17 protein-coding genes are annotated in these 23,507 nt (G+C 71.8%); 14 read left to right on the top strand and 3 right to left on the bottom strand.

Going from position 1 to position 23,507, the window contains the following annotated elements; translation table 11 throughout:
* Positions 1–2,256 carry a HAMP domain-containing protein gene (locus IE277_RS20950; protein WP_229881879.1) on the bottom strand — a complete coding sequence of 752 codons (2,256 nt, stop codon included), beginning with the start codon at positions 2,254–2,256 and terminating at the stop codon, positions 1–3.
* Between the two features lie 331 nt (positions 2,257–2,587).
* Positions 2,588–3,892: a cation:proton antiporter domain-containing protein gene (locus IE277_RS20955; RefSeq protein ID WP_189954643.1), complete on the bottom strand. Its 1,305-nt coding sequence runs from the start codon at positions 3,890–3,892 to the stop codon at positions 2,588–2,590.
* 226 nt (positions 3,893–4,118) lie between these two features.
* Between IE277_RS20955 and IE277_RS20960 the strand changes: the two genes are divergently transcribed.
* The 4 genes from IE277_RS20960 (at position 4,119) to IE277_RS20975 (ending at position 9,316) form a co-directional block, all read left to right on the top strand.
* The gene (locus IE277_RS20960) at positions 4,119–4,475 is read left to right on the top strand and encodes a hypothetical protein (RefSeq protein ID WP_189954645.1); all 357 of its coding nucleotides are present in this window, start codon (positions 4,119–4,121) and stop codon (positions 4,473–4,475) included.
* 70 nt (positions 4,476–4,545) lie between these two features.
* Positions 4,546–7,827, top strand: a complete 3,282-nt coding sequence (locus IE277_RS20965) for a tetratricopeptide repeat protein (RefSeq protein WP_189954647.1) — start codon at positions 4,546–4,548, stop codon at positions 7,825–7,827.
* A gap of 28 nt (positions 7,828–7,855) precedes the next feature.
* Positions 7,856–8,197 carry an ArsR/SmtB family transcription factor gene (locus tag IE277_RS20970; RefSeq protein ID WP_229881880.1) on the top strand — a complete coding sequence of 114 codons (342 nt, stop codon included), beginning with the start codon at positions 7,856–7,858 and terminating at the stop codon, positions 8,195–8,197.
* A 111-nt stretch (positions 8,198–8,308) separates the two neighbouring features.
* Complete coding sequence (locus tag IE277_RS20975) at positions 8,309–9,316, top strand: zinc-dependent alcohol dehydrogenase family protein (RefSeq protein ID WP_189954651.1); 1,008 nt, start codon at positions 8,309–8,311, stop codon at positions 9,314–9,316.
* A 61-nt stretch (positions 9,317–9,377) separates the two neighbouring features.
* On the opposite strand, the gene IE277_RS20980 is transcribed toward IE277_RS20975, so the two are convergent.
* Complete coding sequence (locus tag IE277_RS20980; RefSeq protein ID WP_189954654.1) at positions 9,378–10,904, bottom strand: serine/threonine-protein kinase; 1,527 nt, start codon at positions 10,902–10,904, stop codon at positions 9,378–9,380.
* A 537-nt stretch (positions 10,905–11,441) separates the two neighbouring features.
* On the opposite strand from IE277_RS20980, the gene fusA reads away from it, so the two are divergent.
* The 10 genes from fusA (at position 11,442) to pstS (ending at position 23,489) form a co-directional block, all read left to right on the top strand.
* Positions 11,442–13,499: an elongation factor G gene (gene fusA / locus IE277_RS20985; RefSeq protein WP_189954655.1), complete on the top strand. Its 2,058-nt coding sequence runs from the start codon at positions 11,442–11,444 to the stop codon at positions 13,497–13,499.
* Positions 13,500–13,799: 300 nt separating this feature from the next.
* Positions 13,800–14,879: an extracellular solute-binding protein gene (locus IE277_RS20990; RefSeq protein ID WP_189954656.1), complete on the top strand. Its 1,080-nt coding sequence runs from the start codon at positions 13,800–13,802 to the stop codon at positions 14,877–14,879.
* An 8-nt stretch (positions 14,880–14,887) separates the two neighbouring features.
* Positions 14,888–15,877 carry a carbohydrate ABC transporter permease gene (locus IE277_RS20995; RefSeq protein WP_189954925.1) on the top strand — a complete coding sequence of 330 codons (990 nt, stop codon included), beginning with the start codon at positions 14,888–14,890 and terminating at the stop codon, positions 15,875–15,877.
* A 32-nt stretch (positions 15,878–15,909) separates the two neighbouring features.
* A complete protein-coding gene (locus IE277_RS21000) occupies positions 15,910–16,728 on the top strand; it encodes a carbohydrate ABC transporter permease (RefSeq protein WP_189954927.1) in 819 nt (272 codons plus the stop codon).
* Positions 16,729–16,757: 29 nt separating this feature from the next.
* Complete coding sequence (locus tag IE277_RS21005) at positions 16,758–18,122, top strand: GH1 family beta-glucosidase (protein ID WP_189954657.1); 1,365 nt, start codon at positions 16,758–16,760, stop codon at positions 18,120–18,122.
* A 120-nt stretch (positions 18,123–18,242) separates the two neighbouring features.
* Positions 18,243–18,401 carry a hypothetical protein gene (locus IE277_RS21010; protein ID WP_189954658.1) on the top strand — a complete coding sequence of 53 codons (159 nt, stop codon included), beginning with the start codon at positions 18,243–18,245 and terminating at the stop codon, positions 18,399–18,401.
* 93 nt (positions 18,402–18,494) lie between these two features.
* Complete coding sequence (locus tag IE277_RS21015; protein ID WP_189954929.1) at positions 18,495–18,983, top strand: GNAT family N-acetyltransferase; 489 nt, start codon at positions 18,495–18,497, stop codon at positions 18,981–18,983.
* Between the two features lie 63 nt (positions 18,984–19,046).
* Positions 19,047–20,555: an ABC transporter substrate-binding protein gene (locus tag IE277_RS21020; RefSeq protein ID WP_189954659.1), complete on the top strand. Its 1,509-nt coding sequence runs from the start codon at positions 19,047–19,049 to the stop codon at positions 20,553–20,555.
* A gap of 3 nt (positions 20,556–20,558) precedes the next feature.
* Positions 20,559–22,268, top strand: a complete 1,710-nt coding sequence (locus IE277_RS21025) for an ABC transporter permease subunit (protein ID WP_189954660.1) — start codon at positions 20,559–20,561, stop codon at positions 22,266–22,268.
* An 81-nt stretch (positions 22,269–22,349) separates the two neighbouring features.
* Positions 22,350–23,489 (top strand): phosphate ABC transporter substrate-binding protein PstS, encoded by a 1,140-nt coding sequence (pstS, locus tag IE277_RS21030; protein WP_189954661.1) that lies wholly within the window; start codon positions 22,350–22,352, stop codon positions 23,487–23,489.
* Positions 23,490–23,507: the final 18 nt, after the last annotated feature.

A 23,507-nucleotide genomic window follows, 5' to 3' on the forward strand; every position in this document is an offset into this window, starting at 1 on the left:
TCAGCTCCTGGGACCGGGGCCGGAGGGGGGTGTGGAGGAGGCGGGCGGCCGGTCCGGGGAACCGGGCGCGGGCGGTGCGGCGGCGCGGGGGAGCCGCTGTCTGATCAGTTCGAGGCCGCGGGCGACGGATCCCACCTCGTCGTGGTAGCGCGGGTAGAGCACCGTTCTGCGGTCCCCGGCCGCCAACTCCTCGGCGCGCTGGGTGACGTCACGCAGCGGACGTACGACGACCAGGTGCAGCCAGCCGAGGCAGAGGGCGCCCGTCGTCAGCCCCAGCAGACCCACGAGCATGATCCGCCGCTGTGCCTCGTACTCGGGCAGCCCGATCCAGAACACCGGTCTGATCGAGGCGACCCGCCAGCCGAGTGCGCTCGCGACACCCAGGTTCTCGTTGAACGGCGCCACGGCGGCGACCGCCGGATTCCGCCAGCCGAGCAGCAGCTCGGCGGAGCCCTTGGCCGTGCGCGCGGCCTCCATGTGTGCCCGCAGCCGGCCGTCCGGGACCCGCCCGAAGGCGACGAACCCCTTGTTGGACGCGATGACCCGCTGCGCGGAGTCCACCAGCCACACCGAGCCGAGACCGGGCCGGGTGAGGATGCCGACCAGGTACTGCACCTTCAGCTCGCCCACGACATAGCGGCGTCCGGACCTCGCCGGCGCGCCCCTGGCCGGCTGAGCGGCCACGGCGGCGATCACCGGTTCCTTGCCGGAGGTGTTCGTCTGCATGACCCCCGGCTTGATACGGACCTTCTTCGGGGTACGGGGCTCGTCCCCGGCGCCGACGAGGACCTCGCCGGCGCCGTCGACGACGTACAGGGACCGATAGCGGCCGTGCTGCTCAAGGGAACTGCTCAGAGCCTTGCGTGTCTCCTTCGGCCGGGAAGCGTCGAGCACGGTGGCGAGATGGGTGAGATCCGCGTATCCGTCGTTGATCCCCCTGCGCACGCGGTCCGCCGTCGTCTCGGTGCGCCGGCGCTGGTCGTCGGAGATCAGTCGCGGTACGACCGTGGCGGTGTGCGGCCAGGTGCTGCCGAGCGCCAGCAGCATCGACACGGGCCAGGCCAGCAGGGCGAACGCGCAGACCACCAGGACGGTGCGCAGTCCGAGCCGGCGCCGGCTCTTACGGGTCCCGGGCAGACCGCGGCTCCCGGCCGGTGGCTGCTCGACCGTTTCCTTCGACTGCCCACCACTCCCCAGGAGTTGGCGGCGCAGTGCCTCCAGCGCGGCACCGGCCCGAGCGGGTTCCCCGAAGCGGGCCACGCGGACGGGCGCCGTGAGGTCGCCCCGGCCGAGCCTTTGCGTTTCGCGACGCAACCGCAGCAGAGGCCGCTGCACCACCATATGGAGGACGAGCGTGACCCCGGCCGCGAGGGCCAGCAGCACGGCCGCGGCGAGGAGGGCGAGGCGAAGGTCACCGGTCCCGGCCGCATGACGCTCGGTCAGCACCGTCGTGACGACCGTCAGGCCCAGTGCGCTGCTCGGACTCTCCTTCGTGGCGAGCCCCCGGGCCACCGCGGCGTACCCGACGGCGGTACGGGTGTTGCCCTGCGCTGCCCCGACGAGGCTGCCGCTCGGACCGTCGAAGCCGCCGGCGGCGGTGTCCGACGGTCCCTTGCCCTGCGCCTCGCGGACGGCGTCGCCGGCCAGCGCCCTTGTTTGATCAGTGCCGGAGCGCGGCCCAGCCGCGATGAGGGTCGACCCGTCCCGGTCCACGACGGTGAGCGTGTGATTCCCACCGACGGTGATGCCCGGCACCTTCAGGCTCTGGGAAGCGACGAGCAGCTCCTGTCTGCCGCCTTGCGACAGCGTCGAGAAGACCAGCAGCCGGGTGACGCCCGAGCCGTCCCGCACCAGCCTCGGCGGCGGGTTCGCCGGCAGTCCACGAAGGTCCACCTGCCCGAGCGGTACGTCCTCGCCCCGCGCGGCGAGCAGTCGCCCGGTGGACAGGTCGACGACGGCGGTACCGCGCCACTTGCGGTAGGACCGGTCGAGGAGGGTCAGCATCCTGTCCGCCGGTACGGACGTGGAGCCGGCGAAGTCCGCGGCCGCGCCCCGCAGATCGGAGACGCTCTCGTCGACGGCGGCCTGCAGCGCGACCGCCCCGTCCTCGGCGATGTGCTGCTGGGAGCCGAGGACGGCCTCGGGAACGCCCCGTTCGGCATCGCTCCCGACGGCGAACAGCGTCAGGCCCGCGACGAGCGCCAACAGGACCGGCAGGGCCGTCAGTGGCGGCCGCACACCTCCCAACACAGCCATGTCCGCCCGACGCCGAGCCGGGCGCCGCTTGGATATCGGGGCTTGAGTGGTGGTCAAGAAGAATCCTTTCCGAGCTTCGCCGACGGTGTGCGAAGCAATGATCAGAAGTTCTTGACCTGCCTGACGAGGGGGATACGGCGCCGGTTTATCGGCGGGGTGTGACGATGCTCACCCGTTGGCGATAAATTGCCGCTTCCGTAGGGTGCGGAACATTTAAACAAGGCCCCTGGCCTGCTGGTTCGCCGGTTCACAGGGTCCGCGAAAATGACGAAATTCGACTCCCGGGGGCGCACACCGGTTACGTGGGTGAGTCGACAATTTTCCTGAAGGATCATTTTGCATTCTCTTGCGCCTTGTCCATCCCCTGGTCGGCTGGTTCACCCCCGCCGACCGGCGGGGGCAGGAGCCGCCTGATCATGAGATCCGAACCCATGCCATGGAACAGCACACTTCCCAGTACGCAGAGCACGGTGGCCAGCAGGACCGTGTCGGCGGGAACGCCGTCCGGCAGGCCGTTGAAGGCGATCAGGCCGAACACGATGGTCGTCGTGCCCCGCGGGCCGAGCAGGCCGAGCAGCAGCCGGTCCCGGCGGGCGAGCGGCGAACCGACGAGCGACACCAGAACCGGAACGATCCGGATGACCGTGAGGGCCGCGAGGCAGAACAGCACGGCCTGTCGGCTCACCCCGGTCGAGAAGGTCACCACGGCCGCGATGCCGACCACGAACCACATGGTCATCAGGGCGGTGGCGTCCTCCAGCAGACCGAAGTCCCGGGACACCGTGCTCGAACCGCCGGCCGGCCGCGGTGCGTTCGCGCCGCGGATCCTGCGAGCGACAAGGACGCGGTGGACGTAGCGGAAGGCGATTCCGCACACGAAGGACGTCACGAAGCCGTTGCCGCCGATCTCCACCCCCGCCGTGTAGGCGATCAAGGGCGTCAGCACCACCGAGATCCGGCGGGACTGCTCGGTCGTCCATCCGGCTCTGCCGGCCTGGTGCAGCAGCCAGCCGACGAGGCTGCCGATCACCAGCCCCGCGAGTACGGCCTTCGAGGCCTGGGCGGCGGCTGTCGCAAGGGCGTCCAGCGGCGTATGGACGGTGGAACTGCCGCCGGCCAGCAGAAGCGCGAACAGGAAGAGGGGCGAGACGATGCCGTCGTTGTAGCCGCTCTCGACGTTCAGCACGCTTCTCACCCGGGCCGGCAGACGGCGATCGCGTACGACCTGCTCGCTGGGTGCGAAGTCGATCGGCACGACGACGCACGCGAGGACCAGCATCATGGCCCAGGACAGCCCCGGGAAGGCCAGCTTGCCCACGAGCATCGCCGTGCCGAGGCTCAAGGGGAGAGCGACGAGCAGCATCCGTGTGACGAGCCGGGGCGAATTGCCCCACAGCCTGCCGCCGCGCACCTCCGTGGCATCGACGAACAACAGGAAAGCGAGGATGATCTCGGCGGCGTGCTGGGCCACTTCCGTGTTCAGCACGGCAACGACCGAATTCTCCACACCGAGTCCGACCAGGATTCCGGCCAGCACCATGGCCGCAGGGGCGCCGAGGTGCCAGCGCTGGAGCCGGAGCGCGGCAAGCGAACGGACGAGGGCCATCACCGCGGCGGCAAGAATGGTGGGCAGCAAATTCGTTGAGCTTTCTTTCAGTACCGGTTCACCGGAAAATCCCGCGCCGAGTGCAGCATGTCAGGTCTCCAGAATCGGCGGCCCGTGTTCGCTCGCCCATCCGGCTGGTGTCCGGTGCGCCCCCGCCGATCGGCGGTACGGCATCCCCCAGGCAGGGGAGTCTTCCGGCCTTCCCGATTCGCCGATTCGGCCCCGGGCGGGCGGGGGGCTGCTCGATACTGTTCCGATGAGCGCACGGCGTGCTGTTCTCCTGGTCACCGGTGCGGCGACGGGCATCCTCGCGATCGCCTTCGCCGTCGTGGGTTCGCGGCGAGCGGACCACATCGCGACTCTGGTCTCGGCTCTGGTCGCCGTCGTGGGACTCGGCGTCGCAGTCGGGGCGGCAGCCGTGCCGGCGATGTCCGGAAGGCGGAGCATCCGGGTGAGCGGCACGGGGGCGGCGACGGCGGCGGGGTCCGGGTCGGCCGTGTCCGGAGCGGCCGTCTCGGTCGCGAACGGCACCGAGACGATCGAGGTGTCACGCTCCGGTACCGCCGAAGCCCGCGATGACGGCGAAGCCACCAGCGGCATCCGCCGACTCTGAACACCAGCGTTCATGAAAGGGTCACCGCGGTGCGGCGGTCGGTGGCCGAGTCCTGCAAGTGAAGCCGAGGATGGTGCTGTTGGCCGGCAAGGGATCCACGTGGGGGCGGCGCACGGATGTGGGGGCGACCGGGACGGGGCACGCCCGGGCCGTCGGTGGCGTGGCGGTCTCCGGCGCCCTGATGGTGGAGGGCGGCGTCCATGTGACCGCCCCCGCCGCCGTGGCCCGGACCGGGTACCGGGAACAGATCCGGCGTATCGCACCGCCGCACCTGCGGGAGCGAACCGAGGAGCTGGCCGCGCTGGCCGCCTTCTGCACCGAGCCGGACGGGAGCCCCTATCTGTGGCTCCGGGGACCGGTGTGGGCGGGCAAGTCGGCACTGCTGTCGTGGTTCGCCCTGCACCCGCCGGAGGGCGTGCATCTCGTCCCCTTCTTCATCACCGGCCGGTTCGCCGGCCAGAATGACCGCATCGGCTTCTGCGACGTGGTGATGGAGCAGCTGGCGGCCTTCCTCGGCCAGCCCATGCCCACCCAGGTCACCGACGCCACACGCGAGGGACATCTGCTCAGCCTGATCGACGAGGCGGCTCACGTGTGCCGGGAGAACGCCGCGCGCCTCGTGCTGGTCGTCGACGGACTGGACGAGGACCAGGGAGTCACCGCCGGACCGGAGTCCTACAGCATCGCGGCCCTGCTCCCCGCACACCCCCAGGCAGGGCTCCGCGTCATCGTCGCCAGCCGGCCCCACCCGCCGATTCCCACCGACGTGCCGGACGACCACCCGCTGCGCGATCCGTGTGTCGTACGGGATCTCTCGGTGTCACCCCATGCCGAGGCGGTCAGGGCCGACGCGGAACGGGAACTTCAGCGGCTGGCGGACGCGCCCGGTCTGGAACGGGAGATTCTCGGCCTCATCGCCGCCGCGGACGGCGGCCTGAGCGAACGGGACCTGGCCGAACTCACGGGTGCGTCCGCCTACACCGTCGGGCGTCACATCCGTACGGTCTCCGGCCGGACCTTCGCCTCACTGCTGAGCCCGTGGACCAAGGAAGAGGTGTACGTCCTCGGCCACCACGAACTGCGCAGCAAGGCCCTGCACATGCTGGGCGGCAAGGGCGTGGCCGGCCATCGCGAGCGGCTCCACCAGTGGGCGCAGGGCTACCGGGACGAAGGCTGGCCGGCCGGTACTCCGGAGTATCTGCTGCACGGTTACTTCCGTGCCCTGCGGGTCGCGGACGATCTGCCGCGGGTGATCGCCAATGCCACGGACGCCACGCGCCACGACCGGATGCTCCAGGTGACGGGCGGCGACGGCGCCGCCTTCATCGAGGTCAAGGCCGCGCAGGAGCTGATCCTCGGACGGGAGGACCCGGATCTGCTCGCCATGGCCCGGCTGGCCGTGCACCGCGACGAGCTGACGGCGAGGAACGACAACATTCCGATCGCTCTGCCGGGTCTGTGGGCGGCCCTGGGCGCACCGGAACGGGCGGAAGCCGTGCTGAACGGCATCGTCGTGCCGGACCGGTACAACCGGTCCCTCCTGGCGCTGTTGGAGACGCTCCTCGTCGCCGGAGACCTGGGCCGGGCCCGCGCCCTCGCGGAGACGGCAGGTCAAGCGGGCGTACGGGCCCGTGCCCTGGCCGATGTGGCCAAAGCGATGTGTGCGGCCGGTGACGTGGCCGGGGCCGAGGACGTCGCCCTGCTTGTGGAGGATCCGCGGCAGCAGGTCAGCGCGCTGTCGGATGTGGTGCGGGCAGCGGTGGCCGCAGGCGAACCGGCGCGTGCCCGACGGCTCGTCGAGCGGGCCGAGCGGGGAGCACTGAAGGTCACCAAACCGATGCACAGGGCGGCCGCGATCGGAAGCGTGGCCGGATCCCTCGCGTACCTGGGCGAGTACGACCGCGCCCTCAACCTCGTGCGCATGATCCCTGACCCGTTCCAGAGAGCACGGACGCTGAGCAATCTGGCACTGGCTGCCACAGTCGAAGAAGATCGCGCTCAAGGAGCGGCGCTGTTGGCCGAAGCCGAGGCCATCGCCCATGTCCTGCCTCAACCGGCCTCCCGCGCCAAGGTGTTGGCGGCCCTGGCGCGTACGGCGGCGCGCGCCGGGCAGCGGGAGCACGCCAAGGACCTGGCGCAGAGCGCCGCGAGACTGGCGCAGGGGCTGGCGACTTCCGCCGAACGGGCGTCGGCTCTGGCCTCGGTCGTCGCGGCGGTGGCGGCTGCGGGGGATCACGGACTCGCCAGACTCCTGGCGCAGGGCATTTCCGTCCCGGACCGGCGTATGTGGGCGCTGGTGCGGCTCGTCCGATGTGGAGTCATGAGTGTTCCGGAATGTGTCGAGGAGTTGTCCCGGGTGGGGGACTCCTCTGTCAAGGAAGGGGAACTCGTCTCCCTCGTGCGGGTCGCGGCGGAGGACATGGGCGAGCCCGAGCTTGCGGAGGCCGTCGCCGGGAAGATCCGTACGCCCGTCCGGCGGCTCCATATGCTCCTCGAACTGGCCCGGAAGCACGCCGTGGACGGCGTACACGACCGCGCCTACACACTCAGGGCACGGGCGGACGACATCAGCCGGACGCTGGCCGACCCGCAGGAGCAGATCGAAGCCATGGTGGGCACGGCACAGCTCGACGCCCTGCTGGGACAGGTCGATCGCGCCCGGCACATGGCCGAGATGGCGGAAGCGCGTCTGCGGGACCGCACCAGCAATGTCTGCCACCAGAGCCGTGCTCTGCTCAACCTCGCTCGCGCCATGAGGGCGATGGGGGACACCGAGCGGGCCAAGGGCCTGGGGCGCCAGGTCGAGACGCTGGCGGACGGGATCGGGCGGGCGTCCCAACGGGCGCAGATCCAGGTGGAGTTGCTCGGTTTGGCCATCGCGGTCGGCGATCTCGACTGGGCCGGCACGCTCGCGCGGCAACTCGACGAACCGTACCAGCGGGCCGGTGCCCTCCTTCGAGTCGCCCGTTCCTGGGCCGAGGCCGGCGCGCAGGACCGCTGTCTCGAAGTGATCGCGGACATCGACCACCTGTCCGGCGTCCTGCGTCTCCAGGAGCAGCAGACCCGCGTCCTGACCGAGCTGGCGAGGATCCTCACGCTGCTGGGGCTCCCTGATCGTGCGGAAGAGACGGCCCAGAGGATCCCGGACCCCCAGCACCGGGTGCGCGCCTTCGTGGAGTTGGCGAAACATGTGGAGGAGCGGCACACGAGACGTCTGCTGGCGAGGGTGCTCGGCATGACGGGCTGGGCCGAGCCCCTGGCCAGTGTCGCGCTCATGGCGCCGTCGGTGGTGCAGGTGATCGCCGATGAGCAGCTGACGGGGGGATTCGATGGCGGTCGTACGATGGGCTGACCGTGTCGGATCGTCTCAAGGAGTCGCCGTGGCCCGTGCTCGTGCCGCTGCCCGGACCGTGGAACACCCCGATGTGTCGGAGGTGTCGCTGCAGCAGGTGCTGGAGGCGCTGGTCGATCCGGTGCGGCGGATGGTGGTGACCCAGTTGGCCGGAGCGGACGAGGACAAGAGCTGCGGCACCTTTGACGCGCCGGTCTCCACATCGACCTTGACACACCACTTCAACGTACTGCGGGAAGCGGGAGTGATCCGGCAGTACTACGTCGGGACGACCAAGATGAACGCCCTGCGCGCGGAAGAGATGGAGGGGCGGTTCCCCGGACTGTTGTCGTCCGTGGTGGCGGCTTCCGCGGTGGAGGGGAACGCATAGTTCGAGGGTCATCAAAGTTTGACGAGTGTCGAACTTTGGGGCAGGGTGGAGGTGCGTGCCGAGCTGACGCGGTGCGTTTCGGCTGACCCTGCTCCTAGGACGGATCCACTCATGGCAAGGCTTGTACAGTTCGACCGGCTCGGCGGACCCGAGGTCCTGACCCTCCGCGAGGTGGAGGTGGGCGCCCCGGGAGCGGGGGAGGTACGGATCCGCGTCGACGCGATCGGCCTCAACCGGGCCGAGATCATGTACCGCGAGGGTGCCTACTTCGAACAGCCGGTCTTCCCCTCCACGCTCGGCTACGAGGCCGCGGGCGTGGTCGAGGCCGTCGGCGAGGGAGTGGACGGCCTCGCCGAGGGCGACCCGGTCGCGGTCGTGCCCGCGTTCCTGCAGAGCCGGTACGGCACCTACGGCGACCATGTCATCGTGCCGGCCGCCGCCGTCGTGCCGCGCCCGGCCGGTGTCGACCCGGTGCGGGCCGCCGCCGTCTGGATGGCCTACATCACCGCTTACGGCGCCCTCGTCGAGCCGGGCGGGTTGCGTCCCGGCGACCATGTCCTGATCACCGCGGCCTCCAGCAGCGTCGGACTGGCCGCCATCCAGCTGGCCCGCCACATCGGCGCGATCCCGATCGCCACCACGCGCGGCCCCGGCAAGAAGCAGCCTCTGCTGGACGCCGGCGCGGCCCATGTCATCGTCACCGACGAGGAGGACCTTCCGGCCCGCGTCCAGGAGATCACCGGCGGTGAGGGGGTGCGACTGGCCTTCGACGCGATCGCCGGCCCCGGTGTCGACACCATCGCCCGCGGCATCGCCCCCGGTGGCACCCTGGTCGTCTACGGCGCGCTCGACCCGCGCCCCACCCCGCTGCCCAACGCGCGGTCCTACCCCGCGCTGACCAGCAGGACGTACACGCTCTTCGAGATCACCAAGGACCCGGAGCGGCTGCGCCGCGCGGTCGCGTTCGTGGGCGCGGGCCTGGCCTCGGGCTCCTTCACCCCGGTCGTCGACCGCACCTTCGACCTCGGCGACATCGTCGAGGCCCACCGGTACATGGCGGCCAACGGGCAGGTCGGCAAGATCGTCGTCACCGTGACACACGACGACGCGACCGCCTGAACCGCCGGTCCGGCGGTCACCGGTCCGGCGGCCATCGTTCTGGCGGTCATCGGCCCGGCGGTCAGCCGGAGGTGGTGAATCCGTCCCTGACGGCGTCGAAGACGGGCCGGTAGGTGTCCCACTGGGCTTCCGGCGCGGAGAGGTAGATGTCGTACTCCCGGCCGCCCTCCTTGCCGTAGCCGAGGTCGATCGACCGGAAGGCGCGGGCGCGTCCCTTGAAGGTGAACTCCCACACGGCCGCCGGCTGCCCACGGAACGTGGTCTGCTGCATGCGGAGCTTTCGGTACGTGGAGTAGTTGACCTTGGTGTTCGCCTCGATGTCCCGGAAGTGGGCCAGGGGGTTCGGCCCGGCCGGGGCCACCGTGCCGATGGTGATGCCGGCCAGTCCGGACCGGTCGGTGTAGGTCAGCTCGTCGCCGGTGCGCCGGCCGGCCTTCCAGTCGTCCGGGACCGGGAACGAGACGCCGAGCCGCTGGTCGTGGACCAGGTGGTAGCCGTCGGGGACGGCCGAGGGCGCGGGAGTGGCCGGTGAGGTCGGGGCGGCGGAGGGAGGCTCGCCGTGCCGCTGCGCCGTGTACAGCGCCCCGGCCGTGGCGGCGGCAGCGGCGATGGCCCCGGCGGACACGAGGGCGGGCCACTTGCGGCGGCGGTTGCGGTTTCTGTGCCGTCCGGGCGTGGGCTGGGCGGATGTCTCCGTGTCGCTGCCGGCCGGTGCGACGTCGCTGTTCGTCCCTGTGGCGGCGCGCGGCACCGCCGCCGTCGACGCCCCCGCCGCCACCGTCCGCAGCGCCGACTCCGTCTCCTCCGCCGAGGGGCGCGCCTCCGGCTCCTTGGCCAGCAGTGCCTCGACCAGCGAGGACAGCGGGCCGGCCTGCCGCGCCGACTCCAGCGGGTCGACGGCGATGGCGTAGGCGGTCTCCATCGCGGTGGCCCGGCGGAACGGTGTGCGGCCCGTCACCGCCTGGTACAGCGTCGCGCCCAGGGACCACAGGTCCGACGCGGGTCCGGGTGTGCGCCCGCGGACCCGTTCGGGGGCCATGTAGTCGATGGAGCCGATCATCTCCCCCGTCTGCGTCAGCGTCGACGTGCCGGCGGTCAGGGCGATGCCGAAGTCGGTGAGGACGACCCTGCCCCCGGTGCCCAGCAGCACGTTGCCGGGCTTGATGTCGCGATGCAGGACACCTGCGGCATGCGCGGCGCGCAGGGCGGCGATCATGCCCAGGCCGATCCGGGCCGCCTCCTCGGGCGGAAGGATCCGGCCGTCCTTCAAGAGGTCGGCGAGGGTGGGTGCGGGGACGTACTCCATGACGATGCAGGGCCGGCCGGCGTCGTCCACCACGTCGTGGACGACCACCACGTTGGGGTGCACGACGCGGGCGGCGCTGCGCGCCTCGCGGCGGGTGCGCTCATAGAGGGTGGCCAGCTGGTCGTCGGACAGGTGGGGCTGTGCGTGCAGCTGCTTCAGAGCGACCTCGCGGGCGAGCACCTCGTCCTCGGCGCGCCACACGGTGCCCATGCCGCCACGGCCGATCCGCTCGGTGAGGCGGTAGCGCCCGGCGACGAGCCGCCTGTCGTCCGACACCGCCATGCCTCCGCCGCTTGTGTCCCCATTCGATACTCCCGTCACCCTAATCGCCGTTTACGTGACGGACATCCGGAGTGTGCGCAGACTCACGGGGTCGGTAGCGCTGTGTGACCGCTTCTGTCCGGAGGGGATCCGTGGGCGCATACCGTTCGCCGACGTACCCGCACATCACGTCCCGCGCGCCGACGCAGCGGAAAACCACGTGCCCTGCGCCGTGCCGCTCCCGTACCGTCGTGCCGTACCGAGCGCCGCCACGACCGTACGGCGGCGCCTGTCGTCCGATCACAGAGGGGAGCCCGGCCGTGCGCGCACGCACCGCTGTCATCGCTCCCCGTTCCCGGTACGAGGTGATCCTCGTGTCCCGGTGCCGCCGGTGCCCGCTGCGCGGCCGGCACCGGACGCCCGTGACGACCCGCTGACCTCCCCTGCCGCACCGGCCCGCGCCGACAGGCAGGGGAGCGGCATTCTGTACGGACGCACGGGACATCGCGCCGCCCCTTTCCCCGGTCATCAGACCGATCCCCAGAAAGGCCCTGGGCCGTGCGCACGCACATCACCACCCTCGCCGCCGTCCGCAACCTCGGCATCCTCGCCCACGTCGACGCGGGCAAGACCACCCTCACCGAGCGGATCCTGTATGCGACGGGCACCACCCACAAGCGGGGCGAGGTGCACGACGGCACCACCGTCACCGACTTCGACCCGCAGGAACGCGACCGCGGCATCACCATCTTCGCCGCCGCCGTCAGCTGCTCCTGGGACGAGCACCGCATCAACCTCATCGACACCCCCGGCCATGTCGACTTCGCCGACGAGGTCGAGCGTTCGCTGCGCGTCCTCGACGGGGCGGTCGCCGTGTTCGACGCCGTCGCCGGGGTCGAGCCGCAGAGCGAGTCGGTGTGGCGGCAGGCCGACCGGCACGGCGTGCCGCGGATCGCGTTCGTCAACAAGATGGACCGCGCGGGCGCCGACCTCGACCGGGCCGTCGACTCCATCCGCCGGCGGCTGCACCCGGCGCCGCTCGTCGTCCAGCTGCCGATCGGCGCCGAGGACGCGTTCACCGGCGTGGTCGACCTGGTGCGGATGCGCGCGCTGGTCTGGGCCGACGGCGCGGACACGGCCGTAGCGGGGCCGGTACCCGAGGAGTTGCGGGAGGAGGCGGTACGGCGGCGCCGGGCGCTGGAGGAGACGGTGGCCGAGCTGCATCCGGCCGCCCTGGAGGAGTTCTGCGAGCGCGAGACGCTCTGCGCGGACACCCTCGCCGCCACCCTGCGCGACCTCACCCGCACCGGGGACGGCGTGGTCGTCCTCGCCGGCTCCGCCTACCGCAACCGCGGCATCGAGCCCCTGCTGGACGCGGTCGTCGCCTATCTGCCCTCGCCGCTGGACGTGCCCGCCGTGCGCGGCGTCCACGACGGCTCCGGACAGCAGCGGGCCGCCGACCCCGAAGCGCCGTTCGCGGGGCTGGTGTTCAAGGTGCACGCGACCACCACCGGGCGGCTGGCCCATGTGCGCGTGTACGCCGGCACCATAGAGAAGGGAGACACCGTGTGGGACCCGGGCACCGGGCGCACCGAGCGTGTCGCGCGCATCCTGCGCGTCATGGCGGACCGGCATGTCCAGCTCGACCGGGCGGTCGCCGGGGACATCGTCGCCCTCGCCGGTGTGAAGTCGGCGCGGGCCGGCTCCACGCTGTGCGACCCCGGCGCCCCACTGCTCCTGGAGCCGCCGCGGGCCGCCGAGCCCGTGGTGTCCGTGGCCGTCGAGGCCCGGCGCGCCACGGATACGGGCCGGCTGGCGACGGCGCTGGCGCGGCTGGCCGAGGAGGACCCCTCGCTGGTGGTACGCACCGACCCCGAGACGGGACAGACCGTGCTGTCCGGGATGGGCGAACTCCATCTGGAGGTCGCGGTGGAGAAGATCCGCCGCGACGGGGGTCCTGAGGTCGGCGTGGGCCGGCCACGGGTCGCCCACCGGGAGACGGTCGTCGAGGGCGTGAGCGGGTTTGTGTTCCGGCACGTCAAACAGGACGGCGGGGCGGGCCAGTTCGCCCATGTCGTGCTCGACGTGGCACCACTGGGGCCCGAACTCGGCGTCACCGGCTTCGAGTTCCGCTCCGCCGTGGTGGGCGGCCGGGTGCCGCAGGAGTATGTGCGTGCGGTGGAGGCCGGGTGCCGGGACGCGCTCGCCGAGGGTCCGTTGGCCGGACACCCGGTGACCGGACTGAGGGTCACGCTCACCGACGGCTCCACCCATGTGAAGGACTCCTCCGACACGGCCTTCCGCACCGCCGGCCGGCTCGGGCTCCGCGCGGCCCTGCGCGCCTGCGCGACGGCCCTGCTGGAACCGGTCGCCGAGGTCACGGTCACCGTGCCGGAGGTGGCCGTCGGCGCGGTCCTCGGTGACCTGGCCGCCCGGCGCGGCCGGGTCGTCGGCTCCCGGACCCGGGGCGGCGCGGCCGTGCTGACCGCGACGGTGCCGCTGGCCGAACTGTTCGGCTACGCCACCCGGTTGCGCAGCCGCACCCAGGGACGGGGCTCCTTCACGACCCGGCCCGCGGGCTACGCCCCGGCACCGCGCCCGGCGCCGGTCCGGTAGCGAGGACGTGGGCCCGCACCACGCGCCGACCCGGCGTGCGGCGCGGGCCCACACACCTGCCGGCCCCGGCGCGTACCGGCTCATCGGCCCGTCGATATATATCCGTCGACACACACCCGTCGACATACAACCGTTGCAGAACCGGAGCGTTTGCCGCTGCCGGGTCCCTTGACGAGCGTTTCTCTTGGGGTTTAACTCACGCCCTAAATTAAGCGGTGAGGGGCTTCTGGGGGCGAACGGGTGTGAACCCCCGTGAGCAGCCTCAGGGTTCTCGCCTCCCGGAAAGGGACACCAGGAGCCATGCGCAGCATCCGAGCCGCGGCCACAGGTGCCGTCACCCTCTCTCTCGTCCTCGCCGCCACGGCCTGCGGAGGCGGCTCGTCCGGCGGCGGCGGGTCCGACGACTCGCCGAAGACGCTGACGTACTGGGCCTCCAACCAGGGCGCCAGTGCCGCCGTCGACAAGCAGGTCCTCCAGCCCGAAACCGGCGCGGCGGGCAAGGACACGGCCGCGATCCCGCTGTACTCGATGGCGTACGCCCTCTACTACAACAAGAAGGTCTTCGCCGACGCGGGCATCTCCAAGCCCCCGGCCACCTGGGACGAACTGGTCGCCGACGGCAAGAAGATCGAGGCCGGGGGCAAGTCCCCGCTCGGCGCCGAGGGTTCGAACCTCGCGGAGAACATCCACCACGTCTTCGTCTTCGCCGAGCAGCACGGCGCCGGCTTCTTCACCACCGACGGCAAGCCCGACTTCACGGGCCCCAAGGTGGTCGAGGCGGTCAGGAGTTATGTCGACCTGATGGCGAAGGACAAGACCATCCCGGCCGGCGACGCCGAGTACGCGCAGAACCAGTCCGTCAGCGACTTCGTCAAGGGCAAGCAGGCGATGCTGCTGTGGCAGTCCGCCGGCGCCAACCTCACGTCCCAGGGCATGAGCGCGGACGCCTACGGCATCGCACCGGTACCGGTGATCTCCGGAAAGCCCGGCCCCGGCACCCAGGTCGACTCGGCGGTCATGGGCATCAACATGGCCGTCTTCAAGAACACCCACAACCTCGACGGCGCCACGCAGTTCGTGAAGTTCATGACCTCCGACGCCGAGCAGAAGATCCTCAACAAGGCCTACAGCTCCATCCCGCCGGTCACATCCGCACAGAGCGACCCCGCGTTCGGCACCCCCGCCACCGCGGTGCTGAAGAACACCCTCGCCGCCAGCGCGGCCGCCCTGCCGCAGGTCGCGTCCGAGTCGCAGTTCGAGACGACGGTCGGTACGGCCGTCAAGAACCTGTTCGCCGACGCCGCCGCCGGACGCGCGGTGACCACCGACTCGGTCAGGGCCGAGCTGCAGAAGGCCCAGCAGCAGATGCCGGCGGCGTGAGCGAGCACATGACGACCACCGCCTTCAAGGAGCCGGTGCGCGAGGCGTCCCCCGGTACGCCGGCGCGCGAACCCCGCCGCCGCGCCGGACGGCTCCGCCGCGCCTCGCTGCCGTATCTGCTGCTCCTGCCCGCCCTGCTGCTCGAACTCCTCGTCCATCTCGTGCCGATGGCCATCGGCATCGTGATGAGCTTCAAGGAACTCACCCAGTTCTACATCCGCGACTGGGGCACCGCCCCCTGGCCCGGCCTCGGCAACTACAAGATGTCGGTGGACTTCGACGCCCCCGTCGGCAAGGCCCTGCTGCACTCCTTCCTCGCCCCCGTCGGCTTCACCCTGCTGTCGGTCGCCCTGTGCTGGCTGATCGGCACCGCCGCCGCGATCTTCATGCAGGACACCTTCCGCGGCCGCGGACTGCTGCGCGCCCTGTTCCTGGTGCCGTACGCCCTGCCCGTCTACGCGGCCGTCATCACCTGGGTGTTCATGTTCCAGCACGACAACGGCCTGGTGAACCACGTCCTGCACGACCAGCTGCACCTCACCCGCAAGCCCTCCTTCTGGCTCATCGGCGACAACAGCTTCTACGCCCTGCTGATCGTGTCGGTGTGGAAGGGCTGGCCGTTCGCCTTCCTCATCGTGACGGCCGGACTGCAGAACATCCCGAAGGAGCTGTATGAGGCCGCCGCGCTGGACGGCGCAGGGATGCGGCAGCAGATCCGCCGCATCACGCTGCCGTCCCTGCGCCCGGTCAACCAGGTGCTGGTCCTGGTCCTCTTCCTGTGGACGTTCAACGACTTCAACACGCCGTACGTGCTGTTCGGCAAGTCCGCGCCCGAGGCCGCCGACCTCATCTCGGTCCACATCTACCAGGCGTCCTTCGTCACCTGGAACTTCGGCACCGGCTCCGCGATGTCCGTCCTGCTGCTGCTCATCCTGCTCGTCGTGACGGGCGCCTATCTGCTGTTCACCTCGCGCGGACGGAGGGCCGCCGATGTCTAGGGCGTGTTGCGAAAGTCCCGTCGCGTTCGTTCCTGTGGTCCCGGCGGATCTTCCTCACCCTGCTCACCGGGTTCGTGCTGATCCCGGTGTATCTGATGGTCTCCAGCTCGCTGAAGCCGCTCGCGGACGTCACCGGCACGTTCCGCTGGCTGCCCAGCGGGCTGACGATCCGCCCGTACATCGACATCTGGTCGACCGTGCCGCTCGCCCGCTACTTCCTGAACTCGGTGATCGTGGCGGGCGCGGCAACGGTTCTCTCGGTGGTGATCGCCGTGTTCGCGGCGTACGCCGTCAGCCGCTACGACTTCCGCGGCAGGCGTGTCTTCACGGTGACCGTGTTGTCGACCCAGATGTTCCCGGGCATCCTCTTCCTGCTGCCCCTGTTCCTGATCTACGTCAACATCGGCAACGCCACCGGAATCGCCCTGTTCGGCTCCCGCGGCGGCCTGATCCTGACGTACCTCACCTTCTCCCTCCCGTTCTCCGTCTGGATGCTGATCGGCCACTTCGCCTCGGTGCCGCGCGACCTGGACGAGGCCGCGCTGGTGGACGGCTGCGGCCCGCTCGGCGCGCTGCTGCGGATCGTCGTACCGGCCGCGATCCCCGGCATCGTCGCCGTCGCCGTCTACGCCTTCATGACCGCGTGGGGAGAGGTGCTCTTCGCATCCGTCATGACCAACGACACCACCCGCACCCTCGCCGTCGGCCTCCAGGGCTACTCCACCCTCTACGACGTCTACTGGAACCAGATCATGGCCGCCTCGCTGGTCGTCAGCGTGCCCGTGGTGGCCGGCTTCCTGCTGCTGCAGCGCTATCTCGTCGCCGGTCTGACGGCGGGTGCCGTCAAGTGACCGACACCCCCCATTCCGAAGGGACTTCCGTGTCCGAACGCATCGACCTCGCCGCCCTCCCGCACGACTTCCTGTGGGGCACGGCCACCGCGGCGTACCAGGTCGAGGGAGCCGTCGCCGAGGACGGCCGTACGCCCTCGATCTGGGACACCTTCTCGCACACCCCGGGGAAGACCGCGAACGGCGACACCGGCGACGTCGCCTGCGACCACTACCACCGCTGGCGCGAGGACATCGCCCTCATGCGGCAACTCGGTGTCAACGCCTACCGGATGTCCCTCGCCTGGCCGCGGGTACTGCCCGGCGGCACCGGTCCGGTCAACGCCAAGGGCCTGGCCTTCTACGACGAGTTGGTGGACGCCCTGCCGGCGGCGGGCATCGCCCCGTCCGTCACCCTCTACCACTGGGACCTGCCGCAGGTGCTGCAGGACCGCGGTGGCTGGCCCGAGCGGGACACCGCCTTCGCGCTCGCCGAGTACGCCGCGGCGGTCGCCGCCCGGCTCGGCGACCGCGTGCGGCTCTGGGCCACCCTCAACGAGCCCAGCTGCTCGGCCTGGATCGGCCATCTGGAGGGCAAGATGGCCCCCGGCCGGACGGACCTGACCGGCGCCGTGCGCGCCTCCTGCCATCTGCTGCTCGGCCACGGCCTCGCCACCCAGGCGATCCGCGCCGCCGCCCCCGCCGCCCGGGTCGGCATCGTCAACAACCTCTCCACCGTGCACGCGGCCACCGACCGTCCCGAGGACGTCGCGGCCGCCCGCCGCCACGACGGCCATGTCAACCGCTGGTGGCTCGACCCGGTCCACGGCCGCGGCTTCCCCGCCGACATGGTCGAGACCTACGGCGTCGAACTTCCGCTCAGGACAGGGGACTTGACGACGATCGCCACCCCGCTGGACTGGCTCGGCCTGAACTACTACTTCCCGGCCCACGTCGCCGACGCCCCGGGCGGCCCGGCCCCGTACGTCCGCGCGGTGCGCCGCGAGGACGTCTTGCGTACCGGCACGGACTGGGAGATCGACGCCGACGGCATCGAGACCCTGCTGCTGCGGCTCACCGAGGAGTACGGCGCCCGGAAGATCTACGTCACCGAGAACGGCTCCGCCTTCCCCGACGTGGTCCGCCCCGACGGCAGCATCGACGACCCCGAGCGCCAGGAGTACCTGGAGACGCACCTGGCCGCCTGCGCCTCGGCCGCCCGCAGGGGAGCCCCGCTGGCCGGCTACTTCGCCTGGTCCCTGCTGGACAACTTCGAGTGGGCGTACGGCTACGACAAGCGCTTCGGCCTGGTCCACGTCGACTACCGCACCCAGATGCGCGCGATCAAGGGCAGCGGACACCGCTACGCCGACCTCGTGCGTGCCCACCACAGCCGGGCCCGCCGGGCCGCCTGACCTGGACCGGGCCCGGGACGAACGGCAGGCCACCGGGCGGGCCCAAGGTCGGCGGAAAGGAAGCGACGACCAAGGTCGCCGGGCAGCCGCAGTCGTACGACCACGACCTCGTTCACCACCATGGCCGCGATCGCCGCCCACGGCTTCTTCTTCATCCCGGCCCTGTTCGCCAACTTCCCGGTCACCGGCGCGATGTGGGGCTTCGTGGGTTTCTACGCCACCTGTGTGCGGCGAGAAGCCGCCCGGCTCTGTCGTGCGTGCGGTGAGTGGGCGCGGTGATCATTCTTTCCGCTTGATGCATATGATGTGCAAGTGCGTAATCACTGCATCAGGCCAGCGGCCCTTGCCGACCTCGATGGTGCTCGGTCCGTGATGCTCGACATCGTCTACCGGGACTTCGGTATCGGATATGTGCCCCGCTGGCACGCGGACATCGTGGATCCGCGCCGGGCCTATCTCGACCCCGCCCGGCACACGTTGCTCGTGGCCGTCGACGGGGCCGGGGAGGTTGTCGGGACCGGGGCGCTCGACGCGCGGGGGCCGCGGTGGCCGCCGAATCCGCGCGAGCTGGCCGAGCGGTACCCGTCGGGGGAGACGGCGCAGGTGCGCCGGGTGTATGTGCGGCCCGAGTGCCGACGGCAGGGGATCGCGCGGGAACTGGTCGAGCGGCTCGTGGAGTTCGCCGTCGCCGACGGCGGGTACCGGGCCGTCTATCTGCACACCGATCCGGCGGTGCCCGGCGCCGAGGCGTTCTGGCGGTCGCTCGGGAAGGTCGTGCTCGATGAGCGTGAGGGGCGGGGTGCCGGTCAGGGGATCGTGCACTTCGAGCTGCCCATGGGGGCGGGGTGGGGCGGTCGATGAAGATGAAAATGATTGTCATGTAATGTTTGGCTGACTTCGTCGGCCCGACCTGAACCGAGGACCATGTCTCTCCCGCGCCCCCTGCGCCACCCCCGGCTGCTCGCCGCCCTTCTGCTCACCCCCGTGCTGGCGGGCTGCTTCGCCTCCGGCGCGGACCGCGACCGTGGAGCCGGCGCCGGCGGAGCCGCCCGGCTGCGGGTCGCGCTCGCCTTCCCGCCCGCCGAGCGGCTCTCCCCGTACGGCGCCGACGGCACCATCCTCAGCCGGCTCGGCGTCACCGAGTCGCTGACGGCCCTCGACGGCAACGGCGCCGCGGCGCCCGCCCTCGCCTCCTCCTGGCGCAAGGAGGGCGCCCGCAGCTGGCTGTTCACGCTGCGCGAGGCCGGCTTCCACGACGGGACCGACGTCACCGCGCAGGCCGTCGCCACCTCGCTCGCGCGGGCCGCCCGGGCCAAGCCGGCCCCCGCCGCCCTGTCCGGCGTCGAGCTGACCGCCAAGGCGGTGGACCGGCACCGGGTGCGGATCACCACCGGCCGGCCCGACCCCATCCTGCCGCTCCGGCTCTCCAGCCCGGCCCTCGCCGTGCTCTCCGCCAAGGCGTACGCCCGCCAGGGCGCCACCGACCCGGCCGGCAGCGGCACCGGGCCCTTCGTGCTGAAGCAGGTGAACGGGACCTCGTCCGCGACCCTCGACCGGTACGACGCCTACTGGGGCGGGCGCGCCGAGGCCGCCGGCATCGACGTCCGCTTCATCGCCGACGGCACCGCCCGCACCAACGCCCTGCGCGGCGGGGACACCGACATCGCCGAGGCGGTGCCGGTCGCCCAGGCCGCCACCCTGGACGCGGGCACGCGCCGCGAGACCGCGACCGCGCGCACGACCAGTCTGCTGCTCAACTCCCGCTCCGGGCCGTTCCGCGACGCCGGGCTGCGCTCCGCCGCCCGCGCCGCCGTCGACACCTCCGGCCTCGCCCGGGGCGTCTACGAGGGGCACGCGGACCGCGGGGCCGGGATCTACGGGCCCGCCGTCACCTGGGCCGAGGGCAGGCACCGCCGGCCCGAGGGCAGGGCCGCGGCGAAGCGCGCCGACGGGACCGACGTCACCCTCGCCACGTACGACAACCGGCCCGAACTCCCCGAAGTCGCCCAGGTGTTGAAGCAGCAGTTGGAGAAGGCCGGCTTCCGGGTGAAGCTCGTCGTGCGCGAGTACTCGCGGCTGGAGAGCGACGCCCTCGCCGGGAAGTTCGACGCCTTCGTGCTCGCCCGCAACAGCCTCGTCGACACCGGCGATCCCGTCGCCGTCCTCGCCGGCGACTACACCTGCGCGGGCGGCTACAACCTGGCCCTGCTGTGCGACCGCGGCGTCGACCGGGCCGTGGCCGCCGCCGAGCGCACCGCCGACCCCGCCGAGCGGCGGACCGCGGCACTGCGCGCCGAAGCGGCGATCCTCGGCACCGACACCGTCGTACCGCTGGTCCACCAGCGCGTCATCACCGGCGTCGGCAGCGCGGTCAAGGGGGTGCTCCTCGACCCGTACGAGCGCACCCTCATCGGCACCGGCACCCGGCGCTGAGCGATGCGCACCCTGCTGTGGCGAGGCTCGCTCGCCGGTGCCCTGGTGTGCGGGATCGGACTGCTGCCCTGGCTCGCGCACACCGATCCCGCGCTCACCGTCCTCAAGGCCCGCGCCCAGGACCGCGACCCGGACCCCGAGGTGCTCGCCGACATCCGCAGTCAACTCGGCCTGGACGACGGTCCATCGGTGCTGCTCGGGCGCTGGCTCGGCGGGCTGGCCCGCGGGGACGCCGGGCGGTCCTGGATGTCCGGTGCCGACGTCGGGCCGGTCGTCCTCCAGGCGCTCGGCGCCTCCCTGCTGCTGATGGCGGTCGCCCTGTTCTTCGCGGGCTGCACGGCCGCCGCGGTGTGCGGCCGCACCCTGCGCCGCGGCGGCCGGGACCGGCCCGGCGGCACCGGCTCCGCGATGCTCGCGACTCTCCCGGAGTTCCTCACCGCCTCCGTCCTCGCCACCGTCATCGGCGTCCAGCTCGGCTGGCTGCCCGCCCTCGGCTGGTACGGGCCGCAGTACACCGTGCTGCCCGCCCTCGCCCTCGGCCTGCCCGCCGGCGCCGTCCTCGGCCGACTCCTCGACGACCAGCTGCCCGGCGCCTTCGCCGAACCCTGGGTGCGGGCCGCCACGGCCCGCGGACTGCCCGCGCGGACCATCGCCCGGCAGGCCGTACGGCGCTGTCTGCCCGGACTGCTGCCCAACACCGCGCTGTTCGTCGTCGGCATGACCGGCGGCGCCGTCGCCGTCGAGCAGATCTTCGACATCCCCGGCCTCGGCCGCACCACCCTGCAGGCCGCCCTCGCCCAGGACCTGCCCGTCCTCCAGGCCGGCACCCTCGCCCTGGTGCTCCTCGCGGCCCTGGCCGCGGGCGCAGCCCGGCTCGGTGTACGGCGGCTCACCGGGCCCGCGCTGCGGGACGGCGCCCTGCCCGCCCTGCACCGGCCGGCCGTGCCCGCACGGCGTACGACACCCCTCGTCCTCGCCGCCGTCCTGCTGGCCGTCCTCGGCGCCGGACTGCCCCGCGACCCGCTCGCCGTGGACACCCGCGCCCGCCTCCGACGCCCCGGCCTCACCCATCCGTTCGGCACCGACGCACTCGGCCGCGACCTGCTCGCCCGCGTCGCCCACGGCGCCCTCGACACCCTGCTGCTCGCCCTCGCCATCAGCGCCGCCACGCTCCTCGCCGGGCTGCTGCTCGGCCTGCTGCCCCGGCTGTCCGGGCCGCTCGCCGACACCGTCAACGCCGTACCACCGGTGCTCGCCGCGCTCATCGTCACCGCCGTCGCGGGCGGCGGCCCGGTCACCCCCGCACTCGCCGTCGCGGCCGTGGCCTGGGCGCCGCTGGCCACCCACACCTCCGCGCTGCTCCGGCAGGAACGCGCGGCCCTGCACCTCACCGCCACCCGCGCCCTCGGCGCCGGCCGCTGGTATCTGCTGCGCCGCGAACTCCTGCCGGCCGTCGTCCCGGCCGTCACCCGGCACGCCCTGCTGCGGCTGCCCGGCACCGCCCTCGCCCTCGCCTCGCTCGGCTTCCTCGGCCTCGGCGCCCAGCCGCCGTCCCCCGAATGGGGCCACCTGCTCGCCGAGAACCAGCCGTACGCCGAGCGCGCCCCGTGGACGGTCCTCGCGCCCGCCGCCGTACTGGCGGTGCTGGGCGCGCTCGCCGTGACGACGGCGGCGCTGCGGCGAAGACGACCGCGACGGCAAGGTCTTCACTGAATGTGATCGAATGATTGCTTATGGTTGCCCTGCGCAGCCGCGGGGCTGTCCCGGGAGGCCGACAGTGAGGAGAGCCGAAGAGTGATGCTTCAGCCGAAGAACGGGCTGCGCGGCCCGGCGGTCGGTGCGGCGCTGGTATCCGGCGCCCTCCTGCTGACGGCCTGCGGCTCGGGCGGCAGCTCCCGGCCCGCCGGCCCCTCGTCCCCGGCCGCCTCGCCCGCCGGCACCGGCACCGCTGTCTCCTGCGGCAAGGCGGCCAGCGTGGCGGCCTCCGGTTCGACCGCGCAGGAGTTCGCGATGAAGGTGTGGATCAGGAACTTCACCCGGGCCTGTCCCGGCGTCCGGATCCGCTACGAGGGCAACGGTTCCGGGGCCGGCCAGAAGGACTTCCTGAAGGGCAGGACGTCCTTCGCGGGTTCCGACTCCGCACTGAACGCCGCCCAGATCACCCAGTCCAAGAGCGTCTGCACCGACGGCGGCCGGGCCGTCCATCTGCCGATGGTCGGCGGCCCGATCGCCCTCGCCTTCAACCTGCCGGGCGTCAGCAGACTGATCCTGGACGCGCCCACGCTGGCCAAGATCTTCGACGCGCGGATCACCACGTGGAACGATCCGGCGATCGCGAAGCTCAACCCCGGTGCCACGCTGCCCTCGACACCGATCCGGACGGCGCACCGCTCCGACTCCTCCGGTACGACCGACAACTTCACCTCCTACCTGAGCGCCGCCGCACCGGGCGACTGGTCGTACGGGCACGACAAGGTCTGGAAGGCCAAGGGCGGCCAGGCCGCCAAGGGCTCCTCGGGCATCGTCGGCCAGGTGAAGAAGACCGAGGGGGCGATCGGCTACGTCGAGCTGACGTACGCGCTCGCCCGTGACGTGCCCACGGTCGCGATCGCCAGCGGGGCCACCGCTCCCGTCGACGCCAACGTCCTCACCGCTTCCAAGGCGATCGCCGCTTCCACCGTCACGGGCGACGGCGACCTCGTGCTGAAGCTGGACTACGCGACGAAGGCCGCGGGCGCCTACCCGATCGACATGGTCACGTACGAGATCGTCTGCGACAAGGGCAACAAGCCGGCGACGTGGTCCGCCACCAAGGCGTTCCTGACGTACATCGCCGGCACGACGGGCCAGCAGGATCTGAGCTTCGAGGGCTATGCGACCCTCCCGGCCACGATCGTGAGCAAGGTGCGCAGCAGGATCGACGACCTGTCCTAGAACCCGTCCGCCGACGGG

It is taken from the genome of Streptomyces alanosinicus, from assembly GCF_014650595.1.
GTDB lineage: Bacteria > Actinomycetota > Actinomycetes > Streptomycetales > Streptomycetaceae > Streptomyces > Streptomyces alanosinicus.

Coding starts and splice junctions, on each gene's coding strand:
- IE277_RS20950 (WP_229881879.1), bottom strand. CDS start 2,256: ATGGCTGTGTTGGGAGGTGTGCGGCCGCCACTGACGGCCCTGCCGGTC.
- IE277_RS20960 (WP_189954645.1), top strand. CDS start 4,119: ATGAGCGCACGGCGTGCTGTTCTCCTGGTCACCGGTGCGGCGACGGGC.
- IE277_RS20965 (WP_189954647.1), top strand. CDS start 4,546: ATGGTGCTGTTGGCCGGCAAGGGATCCACGTGGGGGCGGCGCACGGAT.
- IE277_RS20975 (WP_189954651.1), top strand. CDS start 8,309: ATGGCAAGGCTTGTACAGTTCGACCGGCTCGGCGGACCCGAGGTCCTG.
- IE277_RS20980 (WP_189954654.1), bottom strand. CDS start 10,904: ATGGCGGTGTCGGACGACAGGCGGCTCGTCGCCGGGCGCTACCGCCTC.
- IE277_RS20990 (WP_189954656.1), top strand. CDS start 13,800: ATGCGCAGCATCCGAGCCGCGGCCACAGGTGCCGTCACCCTCTCTCTC.
- IE277_RS20995 (WP_189954925.1), top strand. CDS start 14,888: ATGACGACCACCGCCTTCAAGGAGCCGGTGCGCGAGGCGTCCCCCGGT.
- IE277_RS21010 (WP_189954658.1), top strand. CDS start 18,243: ATGGCCGCGATCGCCGCCCACGGCTTCTTCTTCATCCCGGCCCTGTTC.
- IE277_RS21015 (WP_189954929.1), top strand. CDS start 18,495: ATGCTCGACATCGTCTACCGGGACTTCGGTATCGGATATGTGCCCCGC.
- IE277_RS21020 (WP_189954659.1), top strand. CDS start 19,047: ATGTCTCTCCCGCGCCCCCTGCGCCACCCCCGGCTGCTCGCCGCCCTT.
- IE277_RS21025 (WP_189954660.1), top strand. CDS start 20,559: ATGCGCACCCTGCTGTGGCGAGGCTCGCTCGCCGGTGCCCTGGTGTGC.